The 16,159-nt window shown below is 63.3% G+C and carries 15 protein-coding genes; 11 read left to right on the top strand and 4 right to left on the bottom strand.

The window, feature by feature from the left end:
- Positions 1-170: 170 nt before the first annotated feature.
- The gene (locus DEVEQU_RS09700; protein WP_223214163.1) at positions 171-1,643 is read right to left on the bottom strand and encodes a mannitol dehydrogenase family protein; all 1,473 of its coding nucleotides are present in this window, start codon (positions 1,641-1,643) and stop codon (positions 171-173) included.
- A 133-nt stretch (positions 1,644-1,776) separates the two neighbouring features.
- Between DEVEQU_RS09700 and DEVEQU_RS09695 the strand changes: the two genes are divergently transcribed.
- The 7 genes from DEVEQU_RS09695 to DEVEQU_RS09665 all read left to right on the top strand — a co-directional run bounded on the left by DEVEQU_RS09695 (position 1,777) and on the right by DEVEQU_RS09665 (position 10,166).
- Entirely contained in the window at positions 1,777-2,688 is a 912-nt protein-coding gene (locus tag DEVEQU_RS09695) for a sugar kinase (RefSeq protein WP_126150371.1), read from the top strand.
- A 69-nt stretch (positions 2,689-2,757) separates the two neighbouring features.
- Positions 2,758-3,564: a hypothetical protein gene (locus tag DEVEQU_RS09690; protein WP_126150370.1), complete on the top strand. Its 807-nt coding sequence runs from the start codon at positions 2,758-2,760 to the stop codon at positions 3,562-3,564.
- A gap of 190 nt (positions 3,565-3,754) precedes the next feature.
- A complete protein-coding gene (locus DEVEQU_RS09685; RefSeq protein WP_126150369.1) occupies positions 3,755-5,740 on the top strand; it encodes a bifunctional 2',3'-cyclic-nucleotide 2'-phosphodiesterase/3'-nucleotidase in 1,986 nt (661 codons plus the stop codon).
- A gap of 165 nt (positions 5,741-5,905) precedes the next feature.
- On the top strand, positions 5,906-7,957 hold the full coding sequence (locus DEVEQU_RS09680; protein WP_126150368.1) for a hypothetical protein: 2,052 nt from the start codon (positions 5,906-5,908) through the stop codon (positions 7,955-7,957).
- Positions 7,958-8,097: 140 nt separating this feature from the next.
- Positions 8,098-8,961 carry a flagellar motor stator protein MotA gene (gene motA / locus DEVEQU_RS09675; protein ID WP_126150367.1) on the top strand — a complete coding sequence of 288 codons (864 nt, stop codon included), beginning with the start codon at positions 8,098-8,100 and terminating at the stop codon, positions 8,959-8,961.
- Positions 8,962-8,985: 24 nt separating this feature from the next.
- Positions 8,986-9,918 carry a flagellar motor protein MotB gene (locus tag DEVEQU_RS09670; RefSeq protein WP_126150366.1) on the top strand — a complete coding sequence of 311 codons (933 nt, stop codon included), beginning with the start codon at positions 8,986-8,988 and terminating at the stop codon, positions 9,916-9,918.
- A 74-nt stretch (positions 9,919-9,992) separates the two neighbouring features.
- Positions 9,993-10,166 carry a DUF1328 family protein gene (locus tag DEVEQU_RS09665; protein WP_126150365.1) on the top strand — a complete coding sequence of 58 codons (174 nt, stop codon included), beginning with the start codon at positions 9,993-9,995 and terminating at the stop codon, positions 10,164-10,166.
- Positions 10,167-10,227: 61 nt separating this feature from the next.
- Here DEVEQU_RS09665 and DEVEQU_RS09660 read toward each other — a convergent pair whose 3' ends face one another.
- Positions 10,228-10,428: a CsbD family protein gene (locus DEVEQU_RS09660; protein WP_126150364.1), complete on the bottom strand. Its 201-nt coding sequence runs from the start codon at positions 10,426-10,428 to the stop codon at positions 10,228-10,230.
- Between the two features lie 83 nt (positions 10,429-10,511).
- Complete coding sequence (locus tag DEVEQU_RS09655) at positions 10,512-11,621, bottom strand: THUMP domain-containing class I SAM-dependent RNA methyltransferase (protein WP_126150363.1); 1,110 nt, start codon at positions 11,619-11,621, stop codon at positions 10,512-10,514.
- Positions 11,622-11,723: 102 nt separating this feature from the next.
- Between DEVEQU_RS09655 and DEVEQU_RS09650 the strand changes: the two genes are divergently transcribed.
- Positions 11,724-12,710: a ribonuclease T2 family protein gene (locus DEVEQU_RS09650; protein ID WP_223214162.1), complete on the top strand. Its 987-nt coding sequence runs from the start codon at positions 11,724-11,726 to the stop codon at positions 12,708-12,710.
- Positions 12,711-12,714: 4 nt separating this feature from the next.
- Here the strand turns inward: DEVEQU_RS09650 and DEVEQU_RS09645 are convergent, their stop codons facing one another.
- Positions 12,715-13,164: a MarR family winged helix-turn-helix transcriptional regulator gene (locus DEVEQU_RS09645; RefSeq protein ID WP_126150362.1), complete on the bottom strand. Its 450-nt coding sequence runs from the start codon at positions 13,162-13,164 to the stop codon at positions 12,715-12,717.
- Between the two features lie 105 nt (positions 13,165-13,269).
- On the opposite strand from DEVEQU_RS09645, the gene DEVEQU_RS09640 reads away from it, so the two are divergent.
- The 3 genes from DEVEQU_RS09640 (at position 13,270) to DEVEQU_RS09630 (ending at position 16,158) form a co-directional block, all read left to right on the top strand.
- The gene (locus DEVEQU_RS09640) at positions 13,270-13,707 is read left to right on the top strand and encodes an organic hydroperoxide resistance protein (protein ID WP_126150361.1); all 438 of its coding nucleotides are present in this window, start codon (positions 13,270-13,272) and stop codon (positions 13,705-13,707) included.
- A gap of 181 nt (positions 13,708-13,888) precedes the next feature.
- Positions 13,889-14,629 (top strand): ABC transporter ATP-binding protein, encoded by a 741-nt coding sequence (locus tag DEVEQU_RS09635; protein WP_126150360.1) that lies wholly within the window; start codon positions 13,889-13,891, stop codon positions 14,627-14,629.
- Positions 14,626-16,158 (top strand): permease, encoded by a 1,533-nt coding sequence (locus tag DEVEQU_RS09630; RefSeq protein WP_126150359.1) that lies wholly within the window; start codon positions 14,626-14,628, stop codon positions 16,156-16,158. The genes DEVEQU_RS09635 and DEVEQU_RS09630 overlap by 4 nt, the downstream gene beginning before the upstream one ends.
- The last annotated feature ends 1 nt before the right edge of the window (position 16,159 follow it).

Genomic DNA, 16,159 nt, shown 5'->3' with positions numbered 1-16,159 from the left:
CGATAGTCCTGCGGACGCTAGCAGTAAGTGTGGCGCGGGGGAACGGGTTCCACTCAGGCGCAAAGGTTCACCCCGACCCGACCTCGCCCTGTAGAAGAGGAGGAGAAGAAGAGTCCCCTCAAGGGCGAGGAAGGCGAAAGAGCCCTGGTTCCACCTCCGTTTGAAATGGCCTAGCTCGCCACCTTCGCGACGGTCGCCCGCGCGCCCTCCTCGAACAGCATGGTCAGATGGCCGATCACCGCTTGGCGAAAAATCGCATTGTTCGGCAAGTCGGCACCGAACACTTCGCTCATGCCGACGAGCCCATCGAACAACGCTTCCGGATCGTCGCCGGCATCGGCCGCGATCGCCATCATCTTGAGCGCATGCGGATCGCGCACATCGATTTCGCTGCCATCCTCGGCTATGCCGGTCACATAGCGCATCCACGCCGCGACGCCCAAAGCCAGCCGCTCGATGCCCTGCCCGGCCTTGAGTCGGTCGCGAATGGTGCCGAGCAGACGCTGGGGCAGCTTCTGGCTGCCGTCCATGGCGATCTGCCAGGTGCGATGCTTCAGGGCCGGGTTGCGGAAGCGCTCCAGCAGCTCGTCGCGATAGGCGCCGAGGTCGACACCGGGCATGTCGAGCGTCGGCATCGCCTCCTCGCTCATCAGTCCATGGATGAGCTTCACATAGGCCGGATCGCCCATGACCTCGGCGATATATTCGTAACCGCCGAGATAGCCCGAATAGGCCATGGTCGAGTGCGAGCCGTTGAGCATGCGCAGCTTCATCAGCTCGAACGGCTCGACATCGGCCACCATCTGCGCACCCGCCCTCTCGAAAGCCGGCCGGCCGGCGGGGAAGTCGTCTTCGACCACCCACTGCGTGAAAGGCTCCGTCATGATCGGCCAGGCATCCTCTGCCCCGATCAGCCGCGACACCTCGGCGCGATCGGCATCAGTGGTGGAGGGCACGATGCGGTCAACCATGGTTGACGGGAAAGCCACGCTCTCCGCCCAGGTGCCCAGCTCCGCATCGCGCAGGGCCGCAAATTTTGTGACGATGCGCTTGGCGGTGTGGCCATTGCTGGGCAGGTTATCGCAGCTCATCACGGTGAACGGCTCCACCCCCGCAGCCTTGCGACGCGCCAGAGCTTCGACAAGCATGCCCGGTGCCGACCTCGGAGTTTTGGGATTGGCCAAGTCATGCACGATATCGGGATGGCGCTGGTCGAGTTCGCCAGTGGCCGGATCGTGACAATAGCCTTTTTCCGTGACGGTCAGGGAAACGATCCGGATAGATGGATCGGCCATCAGTGCAAGCAATTCCTCGCGCTGCGTATTGGCATCCATCACCGACAGGATCGAGCCGATGACGCGCGGATGCGTGCCTACCGCGTCGCGTACCGCAATGGTGTAGAGCCCATCCTGCGGCTCCAATGCCTCCTTGGTATCGGGGCGGCGCAGGCTGGCGCCCACAATGCCCCAGCTCGGATCGCTCGCCAGCAGATCATCGACATAAACAGCCATATGCGCCCGGTGAAACGCACCAATGCCCAGATGCACGATACCCGGCGTCACCGTTGCGCGATCATAGGCGGGCAGTTTGGTGCCCTTGGCGAGGCTGGCCAGCGTCTTGGAACTGAGGCGCGGATTGGTCACGGCGATCTCCCATGCGACACGCGCCATCTTGTATGGAAGATACGCGTAAGATAGGAGCCTGTGTAGTCGCAAGCCCTTGCCGGGGCAAGCCCGCACCGGCATAACCGAACCAGGGAATTTGGAGGACAAGCCCGTGACCAGGCGTATCGTTTCCATCGGCGAATGCATGATCGAGATGAGCGGCGGTGAAGACCGCACCTATCGTCTCGGCTATGCCGGCGACACGCTCAACACCGCCTGGTACCTGCGCGCCTTGCTCGGCAAGGACTGGTCGGTCGATTACGTCACCGCCCTGGGTGAAGATCGCTATTCCAACGACATCCGCGCCTTTCTCGACGACAACGGTATCGGCACCGGACACATCCAGACCATCCCCAGCCGCCGCCCCGGTCTCTACATGATCCACCAGGAAAAGGGCGACCGGCACTTCACCTATTGGCGCGACCAGTCCGCCGCCAAGCTCTTGGCCGACGACAAAACTGCCCTGGCCAAGGCAGTCGAAAAGGCCGAACTGGTGTATTTCTCCGGCATTACCCTTGCCATTCTCGCCCCGCGCGCCCGTGGCCGCCTGCTCGGCGCCATCGTCAAGGCGCGGGACAATGGCGCGAAAATCGCCTTCGACACCAATATTCGTCCGGCTCTGTGGACCAACCAGCGTGTCATGACCGGCGTGTTGACCGCCGCCGCCAGCCTCTGCGACATCGTCCTGCCCACCCACAGCGATGAAGCCCCCCTCTTCGGCGACAAGACCATCGACGATACCGCCGACCGCTATCTCGAACTCGGTGTCGAGGAGGTCGTGGTCAAGGACGGCAGCAAAGATGCTTTGATCGCTACCGCCCATGAGCGCGTGCGCCTGGCGCCGAAGCCGGGGGCCAAGGTGGTCGATGCGACCGGAGCGGGCGACAGTTTCAATGGCGCCTATCTCTCCGCCCGCCTCACCGGCAAGAGCCTGGGCGAAGCCGCCGAAGCCGCCCACCGCGCCGCGGGCATCGTCATCGGCCATAAGGGCGCATTGGTCGATCCCAAACTCGTCAAAGGCTGACCGTCCCCCGACCAAGGTTCTCCCCTCCCCGGACGTCACATTTTCAGTGATACCGAAGGAGAACCCAAAATGGTCTTGCCGTTCAATCGTCTGCTGAAGGCTGCGGCCGTGTCTGCGGCTTTGCTTCTGGGCCCGGCAGCCTATGCCGCGGAAGCCGACACGCAGGTGCTGGCCGAGGGCGACACAAACATAGCCCAGCTTCGCGACTTGGGGCGCGATCTGCGGGCGCTCCTGCGGCCCGAAATCGGCTTTCCAGAGGCCTATGTCGGTGCCTGGCAGAGCGCGGTGGACGAAGCCTTTGCACCAGCCCTGCTGGAAGCCGACTATCTGCAGGCACTCGATGCAGCCCTTATGCAGGACAGTCGCGCCGCCGCCGTCGCCTATCTTCAATCTGACCTGGCCAAGCAGCTGGCAGCACAGACGACCACGATGGATCCCGACGGAACCTTGTCCTTCGAGGAAGAAGTGGCCAAGGCAGCCAAGATCATCGAAGCCGCCTCCTCTGCCCAGAACGCCCTTTACGTCGATCTTTTCGAGCGCCAGCATGGCCCCGAGACAGCCAATGCCATCATGGACGCATATTATCGCATGATGAAGACCGGCGCCGAGCCCATCATCGGCGCCGAAGCGGCAGACGCGTGGGTGGCCGGCATCGGCAGCACTCTGCGCGACCAATATGTCGAGGGCTACTTTGCCGCTACATCCGCCGGTTACAGTACAGTGGACCCCGTTCTTCTGCGCGAACTTGCCCAGGCTCTGGCTGAGCCCGATCTTGCCGCCTATTCCCTGCAGGCGTCACAGGCTTTCTCGCAGGCGCTCGATGCGGCGGCAGACCGCCTGGCAGTGGCCTATGCAAAAGCCGTCGCCGACCTCTAGGCCTCGTTGTCACAATTTGACCGCATGGTAAAATCCTCATAGCCTCACGCTTTGTCGTCATGCCAGCGTCACCTCCATTCGGCATGAGCGAGCCCGCTCCGGTTCGCCCGGCGCGCACGAACCGGCGACATGCCGGGTACCATGGGAGCGCGGCCCCCATGGCTGAGGCGTTTTCACATGGAGAAATTCGATGAACTTCCTGCCATCTATTTCCCGGCGCAGCTTCCTCGTCGGCTCGGCCAGTATGGGCGCCATGGTCGCCATGCACCCCTTCGCGGTCATGGCCCAGGCGAACCAGGCGCATCTGCGTATCATCGAGACGACCGATATCCACGTCGCCATCCTGCCCTATGACTACTATGCCGACGCCCCCAACGACACGATGGGCCTGGCGCGCACCGCCTCCATCATCGAATCCATCCGCGCCGAGGCCGGCAATGCGGTGCTGTTCGACAATGGCGACCTGATCCAGGGCAATCCGATGGGCGACTACTACGCCTATGAAAAGGGCCTTAACCAGGGTGACATCCACCCCGCCGTCGCAGCACTCAATACCCTCGGCTACGATGCCGGCACGCTGGGCAACCACGAGTTCAATTACGGCCTTGAATTCCTCGATCGTGCCCTGCAAGGCGCCGGTTTCCCGGTCGTCTGCGCCAATCTGGTGCGCGGCGACGAGCTCGGCGAAAATCCCACTGCCGATGATACCTATATCGAGCCTTACCGCATCATCGAAAAGGAACTGGTGGACGGCGCCGGTGCAAAGCACACCATCAAGATCGGCGTCATCGGCTTCGTGCCGCCGCAGATCCTGACCTGGGATGCCTCGCACCTCACCGACAAGGTGGTGGTCCGCGACATCGTCGAGACCGCCGAAGCCTGGGTCCCGGCCATTCGCGAGGCGGGTGCCGACATCGTCGTCGCCCTCTCCCATTCCGGCATCGACACCGGCGAATATGTGCCGGGCATGGAAAACGCCTCCTTCCACCTGGCCGGCGTCGAGGGCATCGACGTGGTTCTCACTGGCCACAGCCACCTGGTCTTCCCCAGTGCCACCTATGATGGCCTTGACGGCGTCGACGTGGCCAGCGGCACGCTGCAGGGCAAGCCCGCTGTGATGGCCGGCTTCTGGGGCTCGCATATGGGCCTGGTCGATCTGCTGCTCGAGATTGATGCGGATGGCAAGTGGACCATTGCCTCGCATACTGTGGAAGCCCGCCCCATCGTCGAGCGCGTCGACAACAAGAATGTGCCCACCGTCGAATCCATGCCCGAAGTCGAGGCCGTAGTGGCTGAAGCTCATGCCGAAACGCTCGACTATATCCGCCGCCCGGTCGGCGAGACCGCTGCACCGCTCTATTCCTACTTCGCGCTCGTGGCCGACGATCCGTCGGTGCAGATCGTCTCTCAGGCCCAGTCCTGGTACATCGCCCAGATGATGAAGGGCACCGAATGGGACGGCCTGCCGATCCTGTCGGCGGCTGCGCCCTTCAAGGCCGGCGGTCGCGGCGGTCCGGACTATTACACCGACGTGCCTGTCGGTCCGGTCGCCATCAAGAACGTCGCCGACCTCTACCTCTATCCCAACACCATCCAGGCGCTGCTGGTCACCGGCGCCGACGTGAAGAACTGGCTCGAGCGTTCGGCCGGCATCTTCAACCAGGTCGAAGCCGGCGCCAAGGATGCTGCTCTGATCAACCCGGACTTCCCATCCTACAATTTCGACGTCATCGACGGGGTCACCTACAAGATCGACCTTACCCAGCCCTCGAAATACTCGTCGGACGGCAAGGAAACGCTCAACCCGGATGCCAACCGCATCGTCGATCTGATGTATAACGGCGCGCCCATCGACCCCGAGGCCAAGTTCGTCATCGCCTCGAACAATTATCGCGCCGGCGGCGGTGGTTCTTTCCCTGGCACCGGGGCCGATAACGTGATCTTCGTCGGCCCGGACACCAATCGCGACATCATTGTGCGCTTCATCATCGAGAACGGCACGATCGATCCCAAGGCTGACAGCAATTGGTCGCTCGCCCCAATAGGCGATACCACCGTGCTGTTCGCCACCGGCCCCAAGGCAGCGTCCCACGTTGCCGACGTCACCGCGGTCAAGATCGAAGCCACCGGCCAAACCGACGAAGCCGGCTTCGGCATCTACCGCATCGTGCTGTAGGGCCAGCACCTGACAATCCGCTCCGTCCTCGGGCTCTACCCGAGGGCGGCATCTTGTGCGTTGGCACTCTTAAAGAGTAGCAACGCTTCCATTCTGCCTCCCCCGTAAATCGGGGCTGGCGCGAGCATATTGGCTGGTTACGCTCTGACCATGAGCGCCATTCCCATGCCCCTCTTTATTGCCCTCGCTGTGGCCTGCCTCCTGGCGCTGGTCGTCTTCGGCCTCTTGCAGTTTCGCACCATGCTCAAACCTGCGCCGCCAAGTCCGGCGCAGACGGCCAGCAACGACCTCAATGCGCGCCTCAAAGCCACCAACGACCTGCTCAAGAGCGTCATTCATGCCGAAAACAGCGCCGTTCAGTCGCTGTTGTTATTGCCGGATGATGTGTCTCCGGCCGAAGCCTTTCGCATTCTCGAAGCGGCCATGCCCAGTGCCGATATCTACGACAGGTCCAATCTACTCGAGGCCGCCTGGATCAAGCACAAGCGTCAACCGATCCTGGCTGCCATGGCCGGCATGGCCCTGGCTTTGCCCGAGCAGAAGCATTCGATTCTGCGCACCCGCCTCAGTCAGGCGATGAACCACGCCGCCGCGCCCCTGCTCCTGCAGATCGCCGAGCTGCTGCTGGAGAGACAGGACCAGCTCTCTGATTGGCTCCCTCCTGGCGGCGTCCTGACCTATGTCGAGCGCGGCTCACGCAAGGCGGCTGCATCGGCGCCAGAGATTGCGGCCCGCCTCGACGAAATCGCCGCGCTTTTCGCGCCGCGCACGCTTGAATTGATGCTGAAGACGCTGCGCTTCGAAATCGCCAGCGCCGGGGAGGTGCCGGACATCTCCCCTGAGCAGATCGCCAATCAGCTGGCGCCCTACTGTTTTCCGCGCTTCCCACAATTGCTGGCCGAAGCCCATATGGAACTCGACCGACATCCGGCGCCGTCGCGTCAAATTGCGCATCTCACCCTCGACGCCGCGGTGCTGGAGCATTTTCAGGGCTTTGGCAGCCTCAACTATTTCGACATGGGCAAGTCGCTGTCGCGTCTTTGCGACGCCATCGGTTCACCCGACGCCTTGGTGTCCCGCCGCGCCGCAGAGATTGCCGCCTCCCAGTTGGCCGATTATTTCTATGGCACTCCCGAAGCCCAACTGGCTTTTCAAAGTGCGCTCGATTGGGCCATCGCTCAACACGGCGAACATACCGAATATGATTGGCTCGCTGCCGAGCTCAATCCGCCCGAGATCACCGAGACAAAGCTGCGCCAGGCCCAGGCAAATCTCGAACATCCGCAAAAGTTGCGCGATGGCGCCCGCCGCTTCGGCGACACCACCGCCAGCCTCGATCCCGAAACCGCGCTCGCTGAGTTGCGTCTCGCTCTGCCAGACATCCCGGCCAACATGCTCTCTGCGGCTCTGATCGAACAGTGGCGCGCCAGCCAATCGGAGATCTGGCTCGCCGGCCTTGCCGGGCTGGCCATTGAACAGCTCGACATCAGCCAGAACGCCGAAGCGCCGCTCGACTGGTATCTGCATTGGCCGCTGACAGAAGGCTCGCCGGCGCTGATCGCCAGCCTCGTTACTGCCTTCGATGCGCGCTTTGACCGGCTCGATGGCTACATCCGCAGCCTGCGCGGCCATCGCGACCTGCATATTGCCGTGCGCCGCCTACGCTTGGCCGACAGGCCCGTCGCGACCGTTCTCGAAGCGTTCAAGGACAAGATCGATCGGCGTCGGACACCGCTGATCGAGGCCGATATCGCCGCTCGGTTCGCCCGCGAAGCGCGGGCAACGGACGACAAAGGCGCGGCGCAATTGGTGCTCGATCTCTACCGGGTCTGCGTCCCGGGCGAACCACGCCTGATAGAGCCGGTGCGCGCCTTCCTCGCCGCCCGCGCCGAACGGCGCTTCTGGCACTGCGCGCAACTCGATTTCGAATGCATGGTGTTGATCTATTTCGGCGGCATGGACGCGCTGGCTGGCTACGACTTCAGCTACTTGCGCCAGCTCTACAAGGCTGGTCTGGCCGACGCAGACCCCGAAGTGGTCGATCGGGCTGCCTTCGACGCCCTGCGCCTTCTCAAAAAGGGCATCGCCACCACTGACAGCGATCTCGCGGCGTTCTCGGCGGGTCTTTCAGCAGCGGGCCCTCGCGCAATGTGGACGGACAATCTCATCGAGCTCGAGCGCGCCATCGCCGTGGCCCTTGTGGCGAACAATAGCTGACCGCGAAAATCGCCTTCCAACGGCCTGCAAACGCCGCAAATACACGGCCTGTTAAGCTCGACACCGCCAATATGCGACCGCGGTCCGGGCAGACTTCACCAGGGCGCGCAACCTAGCGTCTTTGTTCGAGTGTCGCCTCCATGCGTCTGATAATTGGTGTGATCGTCGTTTTCGCCTGCGTGTTCGGCGGCTATTCCGCCATGGGTGGACACGTCGAAGTTCTCTGGCAGCCCTTTGAATTCGTTATTATTCTCGGCGCTGCCATCGGCGCCTTCATCATCGGCAATACCGGCCCGGTCCTGAAAGCGGTGCCCTCCATGTTCGGCACGCTGATCAAGGGACCAAAATTTAACAAGGCGGCCTATGTCGAGCTGCTCGGCGTGCAGTTCGCCATGTACAAGCTGATCCAGCAAAAGGGTATTCTGGGCATCGAGCCGCATATCGAGGACCCGCACAACTCCACCCTATTCAACGCCTTCCCGTCCTTCGCCAAAAACCACCATGCGGTGGAGTTCGTCTGCGACTACATGCGCATGGTCACCATGGGCTCCAACAATGTGCATGAGATGGATGCACTCATGGACGAGGAACTGGAAACCCATCACCAGGAACAGGAACGCATTGTTTCCTCGATGCAGTCCATCGCCGACGGCACCCCCGCCCTGGGCATTGTGGCCGCCGTGCTGGGCGTGATCAAGACCATGGGCGCCATCACCGAACCGCCTGAAGTGCTGGGCCACCTCATCGGCGGCGCTCTCGTGGGTACCTTCTTCGGCGTGTTCGTGGCCTATGGTTTCTTCGGCCCCATGGCTCAGTCGCTCAAGAACATCTTCGAAGCCGAATCCAAATATTACCTTTCGCTCAAGGTCGGCCTGCTTGCCCATATCGGTGGCCAGCCGCCGGTCATGGCCGTGGAATTCGCCCGCAAGGCGCTGATGAGCGAAGTGCGCCCGACCTTCGCCGAAGTCGAAGCCGCGACCGCCAACCTGCCCGCCACGGCCTGATCCGCCAGCTAGAAAGTCGCCGCCATGGCCAATTACGACCAGCCGATCATCATCAAGAAGGTCAAGAAGGCCGCGCACGGACACCATGGCGGTGCCTGGAAGATTGCCTATGCGGACTTCGTGACCGCCATGATGGCCTTCTTCCTGCTCATGTGGCTGATCAGCATGACCACGCCCGAGCAGAAGCAGGGCCTGGCCGAGTATTTCGCTCCTGCTGCGGTTAGCCTTTCCAATAGCGGTGCCGGCGGCATTATGGGCGGCAATGCCATGGACTCGACCGGCAGCCAGATGTCGGGCTCGGCCACCGATATCTCCGCCACCGGTCCGGTATCGCCGCAGACCGAAAGACAGGCTGATCTCTCAAACTCCGAAGCCGACCAGGTGGGCGGCCAGGCCCGCGAGAACGGCAGCGAACAGCAGGCGTCGAGCGACAACGAGTTCAATCTCAAATCCGTCGATAGCCAGAAATTCCATAGCGCCGCCGCCAGCATTCGTCAGGCTTGGCAGTCTCTGCCCGAAGTCACCCCATTCATGGACAATCTGTTGATCGAGCAGACGGAAGACGGTCTCGATATCCAGATCGTCGACCAGCAGGGAAAGCGCATGTTCCCCGAGGGTTCGAAATATCCGCTCGAGCAGACCCGCGCCGCCATTGCCGCCATCGCGCCCATTCTGCAGCAGCTCAATGCGCAGATCACGGTGTCAGGCCACACCGCCGCCGGCGCCCGTTACGACAACCCCCGCTATGGCGCCTGGGAACTGTCAGCCGACCGCGCCAATGTCGTGCGCTCCACGCTCGGCGAATTCGGCCTCGGTAATGACCGCGTAAAATCGGTGGTCGGCCGCGCCGACGACGATCCGTTCTTCCCCAATGACCCCTATATGGCGGCCAATGAGCGGGTGAAGATCACCGTCATGCAGACCCCGCCGCCGATCCCGGTGGGTCTCGCGCCCTGACCCTCAAGCACGCCGGCGGAACGCGCCGGCGCAGCGCGGCGTTGATAGGCAAATAGCGTCAAGCGAGTTTTGCCATGCTGCAACTTCTCATCATTCTGGTCATCATCGCCCTGGTCGCCGGCGCCATGGGCTTTTCCGGCGTCGCCAGTGTCGCGGGCGGGCTCGCCAAGGTCATCTTCGTGCTGATGCTGCTCGGCATCGGCCTGATGCTCCTGCTCGCCGTGATGGGGCTGATCATCATTTTCTAAATGGCGTCAGCTAGAAAAAAGCCCGGTCAGTGACCGGGCTCATGTACTGGATCAGACCAGCCTAGTTCATGCGGTTGGACCAGTCGTCGATATCCTTGCGGACTTCGTCCTTGGCCTTGCCGTAGCGCTCCTGGATCTTGCCTTCGAGCTGCTCGCGATTGCCGTTGATCTGGGCAATGTCATCGTCAGTGAGCTTGCCCCACTGTTCCTTGACCTTGCCCGAAAACTGCTTCCAGCTGCCTTCGATACGGTTCCAGTCCATTTTCATATCTCCTCGAAAATGCGTGTGAAAGGTGAACGCCCGCTGTCCCTCACCGTTCCATCACATCGAGAAACACACCCAGCCTACAGCACGCCAGTCCGATACAGCGCCACGCGAATGCCCCCATGCAGCACAGGCGGCAACATCGGCTCGAAGCTCAGCCCGGTCGCCTGGGCCAATTGCTTGTCGGCGGTGATGATCGCCACACGCCAGCCGGCAAAGCGCGTTTTCAACACGGTCCCCAGGGTGCGGTGCACCGAGATCAACGGCCCCTTGCTGCCGATGCGGCTGCCATAGGGTGGATTGACGATCACCAGCCCCGGCGGCCCCTCCGGAGGCGTCAGGTCCTCGATATTGCCCTGGCTGAACTGCGTCGCCGCCGCGACCCCGGCTCGCACCGCGTTCTCCTCCGCCATGCGGATGGCGCCGGCATCGCGATCCGACCCATAGAATCGCTGCATGGTCGGCTGCACTTTTGCCACGCCCTTGGTTTTGTCCCAGGCCTTTGCGTCGAAACTGGGCAAGTGCTGAAAGGCAAAGCCACGCTCGCGTCCCGGCAACAGTCCCAGCGCAATCTCCGCCGCCTCGATTGGGAAAGTCCCCGAGCCGCACATGGGGTCGAGGACCGGCTCCGTTCCGGAGAAACCGCATTGGCGCAAGAACATCGCCGCCATGGTCTCGCGCATCGGCGCCTTGCTCACCGCCTCCTTGAAGCCGCGCTTGTGCAGTGAGGCGCCGGTGGTGTCGATGCTGATGGTGACGAGATCGTCCTCGATCCGAACCATCACCCGCACCTCGGCTTCCTCGGCAATCGGCGCGCCCAGCGTCTCTGCGATCGCCGTGGCCACCCGCTGCGCCGCCGCGCCCGCATGATAGATGCGCGAACGCTTGCACGCCGCCTCTACCTGCACCGACACATCGGGCCGCAGGAACTCCGCCCAGTTCACCTTACGCGCCCGCTTGTCCAACTGCGCCAGATGCATGGCGCGGAACGAGGCGATGCGTGCCAGTATCCTTGTCGCGCCCCGCAATGCCAGATTGGCCCGCCACACATCCGGCCAGCCACCGTCAAACCGTACGCCCCCATCCACGACCTTGGCATCGGCGAAACCGGCCGCGCGCGCCTCCTCGCACAGCGGCGCCTCAAGGCCAGGCGTGGCAACCAGAAAGATTTCAAAGGGGGCTGTTGTCATGGGCGACGATTAGCGGGGCGCGTGAATGCGCGCAATGCCCCGCTTTGCAATCGACGCATCAAGACGCTAGAGCAACAGGTCAGAAGGCAAAGGAGTTGGGCAATGACACGTTGGGTTTTCGTGTTCCTATCCATGCTGTTGGCCCTGCCGGCCCAGGCCGAAACCCCGCTCGACGGCTATTTCACTGCCACCAAGGCCTGCCCGGCCTACCAATCCATCAGCCGTCAGACCAATCCCGGGAATATCACGCTGCGCCCAGGAACGGCCTATAGCCTGCTCGCCGGCAACAAGGATCGCCCCACCCATCTCTGGATCGTGGTGCCAGGCGCCGAGCCGGACCGCCGCTGGGTCGAGGTCGATTGCGGCACCCGCGCCACCGACGCCGAAGGCAGGGTGGACACGCCGCCCCCGGCGCCCGTCCCGCGCACCTATCGCGGCACCCAATATATCCTTGCCGTCAACTGGCAGCCGGCCTTCTGCGAAACGGTGCCCCGCGCCGGCGAGTGCCGCAATCAGAAGCCCAATAGCTTCGAGGCCACCAATTTCACCCTGCATGGCCTCTGGCCGCAGCCACGCGACAATCAATATTGCGGCGTCTCGCGGGCCGACCAATATGCCAGCGAGGATGGACGCTGGCGCGACCTGCCGCGTGTCGACCTGCCTATCGCCCTCACCCGTGATCTCGAAATCGTCATGCCAGGCGTGCAGTCTCAACTGGACCGTCACCAATGGACCAAGCACGGCTCCTGCTATGGCGCCAGCCAGCGCGACTATTTCAGCGATGCCCTCGACATGATGCTGGCGCTCAATGCCTCCCCAGTCGCCGAGCTCTTTGCCGCAAACATCGGCAAGCGCATCACCCTGTCGCAGGTGCGTGACGCCTTCGATGCCGCCTTCGGCCCAGGCGCCGGCGAGCGCGTCAGCATGACCTGCGCCGCAGATGGCAATCGCACCTTGATCACCGAGCTGCGCATTGGCCTCACCGGCGACATCACCGGTCCCGACGATTTTGCCAGCCTTATCGCCGCCGCCAGCCCCGTCGATGGCGGCTGTCGCTCCGGGCAGGTCGATGCGGTGGGCTTGCGCTAAGCGGCTACTTGTCGCCCAGCGCCGCGTCGAGCCGGGACCTTAGGGCCAGCAGCTCCTGGCGCAGCGCATCGGCCCCATCCAGCCCCATTCCCGTGCCCTCGATTACCGCCAGTGGAATGGACAGCGCCTGCTTTTCCAGCGCCTCGCCTTCTTCGGTCAGCTGGATACGCACCTGCCTCTCATCGTCGGGATCGCGGTGCCGCGACACCAGCCCCCGCGCCTCCAGCCGCTTGACCAGTGGGGTAATGGTTCCAGAATCGAGAAACAGCCGCTCGCCGAGCGCTTTGACGGTAATATCGTCCCCCTCCCACAGCACCAGGAATACGAGGTATTGTGGATAGGTCAGCTCCAGCGCGTCGAGCCGCGGCTTGTAGAACCGCGTGAAGGCATGTCCGGCCGCGTAGACGGCAAAGCACAACATTCTATCGATGGAAGGCATCGTTTCTGGCGTCATCGCGTTTCCCTGTCTTCGGCACGGCAATTCTATGCCAAAAATTTATATTGCGCACAATCGAATTGTGCACTAAACAAATTCTACCCAATGCAAGGAGAGCTTCCGATGAGCATCAAATCCGCAGTCTACACCGCCCACGCCCACACCACTGGTGGCCGCACCGGCACCAGCAAGACCGATGACGGCCGTCTGGAAGTCACCCTCGACACGCCCAAGGCCATGGGCGGCAATGACGGCCCGGGCACCAATCCCGAGCAGCTTTTCGCCGCCGGCTACTCCGCCTGCTTCCTCGGCGCCATCAAGGCCGTGGCGCGCGGCGAAAAGATCAAGGTGCCGGACGAGACCACCATCGACGCAGCCGTGTCCTTCGGCGAAAACGCCAATGAAGGCGCCAAGGGCTTCAACATCGCCGTCGAGCTCAAGGTGACCCTTCCCGGCTTCTCCAAGGAAGACGCCGAAGCCCTGGTCCACAAGGCCCACGAAGTCTGCCCCTATTCCAACGCCACCCGCGGCAATGTCGACGTCAAGCTGACTGTCGCCTGATCGCCGTTGGTTCAATCCCGGGCATGGCATCATCCCGTCGGCCCGGGATTTTGATTGGGAAAAGCCAGAGAGCGGCTTGCTGCCCCTGCCCCCTGCCCACACGCAGAAACTTTAACTCTGTCCATAAACGGCCGGGAAAGGCCTGCACCCTAGGCTGGCGACATCCTTAGACAGGTATGCCATGCCCGCCGCCCTCAGCCTTTCCGGCCTCACCAAAGCCTTCGACCGCCCGGTGGTCAACGGGATCGATCTCAGCATCGGTGCCGGCGAATTCTACGCCCTGCTTGGCCCCAACGGCGCCGGCAAGACCACCATCCTGCGCATGGTCGCGGGTCTGCTCAAACCTGATGCGGGCAGCATTTCCATCTTCGGCATCGACGCGCTCGCCGACCCGGTGGCCGCCAAGCGCCTCACCGCCTGGGTCTCCGACGAGCCGATGATCTATGAGCGGCTGACCCCGCTCGAATATCTCGAATTCGTCGCCGGCCTCTGGCAGGTCGAGCCGGCGCGCGCCCGTCAATCGGCGCATGAACTCATCGATTGGCTCGGCCTTGGCCCGCATGCCAACGAATTGTGCGGCGGCTTCTCCAAGGGCATGTCGCAAAAAGTCGCCCTTGCCGGCGCCCTGGTGCACGACCCCCAACTGATCATTCTCGACGAGCCGCTGACCGGCCTCGATGCCGGCTCCGCCCGTCAGGTCAAGGACGTGCTGCGCGGCAAGGTCGAAAGCGGCGTCACCGTCATCATGACCACCCACATTCTCGAAGTCGCCGAACGCATGGCCGAGCGCATCGGCGTCATCGCCCAAGGCCGATTGATCGCTGAGGGGACTCTCGCCGAGCTGCGCACCCGCGTCGGGCGAGAGACGACGCTCGAAGAAATATTCCTCGATCTCGTCGCCCAGCAACAGGACGCGGCGTGACTCCCGCCCCCGCATCCCTGCTCTGGTTCGCCCGCCACGAACTGCGCCTCAACTGGCGCGATACCATCGCCATGCTCAGCGGCGGCCACCGCGTGCGCCTCCTCGGCTTCGCCCTGGGCGGCATTGCCGTCTATGCCGTCATCGCGCTGATCGCCTGGTTCGCCGTGCGCCCCTGGCTCGATGCCGGCGCCGTCGTCGACAAATCGACGCTGATGCTGGTCAGCGGCATGGGTTTTCTGTTCTGGATCGTCACCCTCTCCCAGGCCCTGGAGGCGGTGACGCGGGTCTATTATTCCCGCTCCGATCTCGATCTCATCCTGTCCTCGCCCGCCTCCAGCCGCAGGCTCTTTGCCGTTCGCGCCGGCGGTGTCGCCGTCTCCACCGCACTGCTCGGCATGGCCTTGATAAGCCCACTGGTCATCGTGCTGGTGGTGCAGGACGGCCCGCAATGGTTCGCTGCCTTCCTCGTGCTCGCCGCCCTGGCCTGCCTGTCGACGACGCTGGCCATGCTGGTCACGTTGCTGCTGTTTCATGCCGTGGGCCCGAAAAAGACCCGGCTCATCGCCCAGATTCTTGCCGCCATTATCGGCGCTGGCTTCGCCATCGGCATTCAGGGCGTCGCCATTCTTTCCCATGAGGGCTTTTCGCGGCTAGCCCTGTTCCAGTCCGCCGAGTGGATCGATGCCGCCCCCAGCCTTGACAGTCTGCTCTGGCTGCCCGCCAGGGCCGTGATGGGCGATATCGGTGCCGCTGGCACCGCCCTCGTCGCCGGCCTCGCCCTCCTTGCCATCGCAACCCTGCTGACAGCTCCGTCCTATGGGCGATTGGCAACCGCTGCCGCCGGCCTCAGCCATGTGCGCAGTCAGCGGCGGCGGCGTGGTGCTGGCTTTGCCCCGATCAGTCAGCGGCAAGCCCTGCGCCGCAAGGAATGGCGGCTGCTCCAGCGCGACCCCTGGCTACTGTCGCAGACGTTGATGCAGTTGCTCTATCTCCTGCCCCCGGCCCTGCTGCTCTGGGTCAATTATGGCGGGGGCGACGGCAATTTCGTCGTTGCCGTACCGGTGCTGGTCATGGCGGCAGGTCAATTGGCCGGGGGCCTCGCCTGGCTCGCCATCTCCGGCGAAGACGCCCATGATCTCGTCGCCACTGCGCCGCTCCTGCCTTCCACGATATTGCGCGCCAAGGTCGAGGCGGTGCTTGCCGTCATCGCCATCGTCCTGGCGCCCATCCTGCTGCTGATGCTCGTCATGTCCTGGCGCATGGCGCTGATCACGGCGCTTTTCGCCGGTCTCGCTGCCGCCGCCAGCACCGCCATTCAGCTCTGGTTCCGCGTCACCGCCAAGCGCTCCATGTTCCGTCGCCGCCAGGTCGCCTCGCGCGCCGCCACGCTATCGGAGGCCTTCTCGTCGATCATGTGGGCGGGCAGCGGCGCGCTGCTTGCCGCGGGCTCCCCCATCGCGATCCTTCCCGCGCTTGTCGCCATCGCCGTGCTAGGCTTGGCCCGACTCATCGCACCCAAGTCAAACTGAC

The organism is Devosia equisanguinis, assembly GCF_900631955.1.
Lineage (GTDB): Bacteria > Pseudomonadota > Alphaproteobacteria > Rhizobiales > Devosiaceae > Devosia > Devosia equisanguinis.
This window is presented reverse-complemented; position numbering and strand designations above follow the sequence as displayed.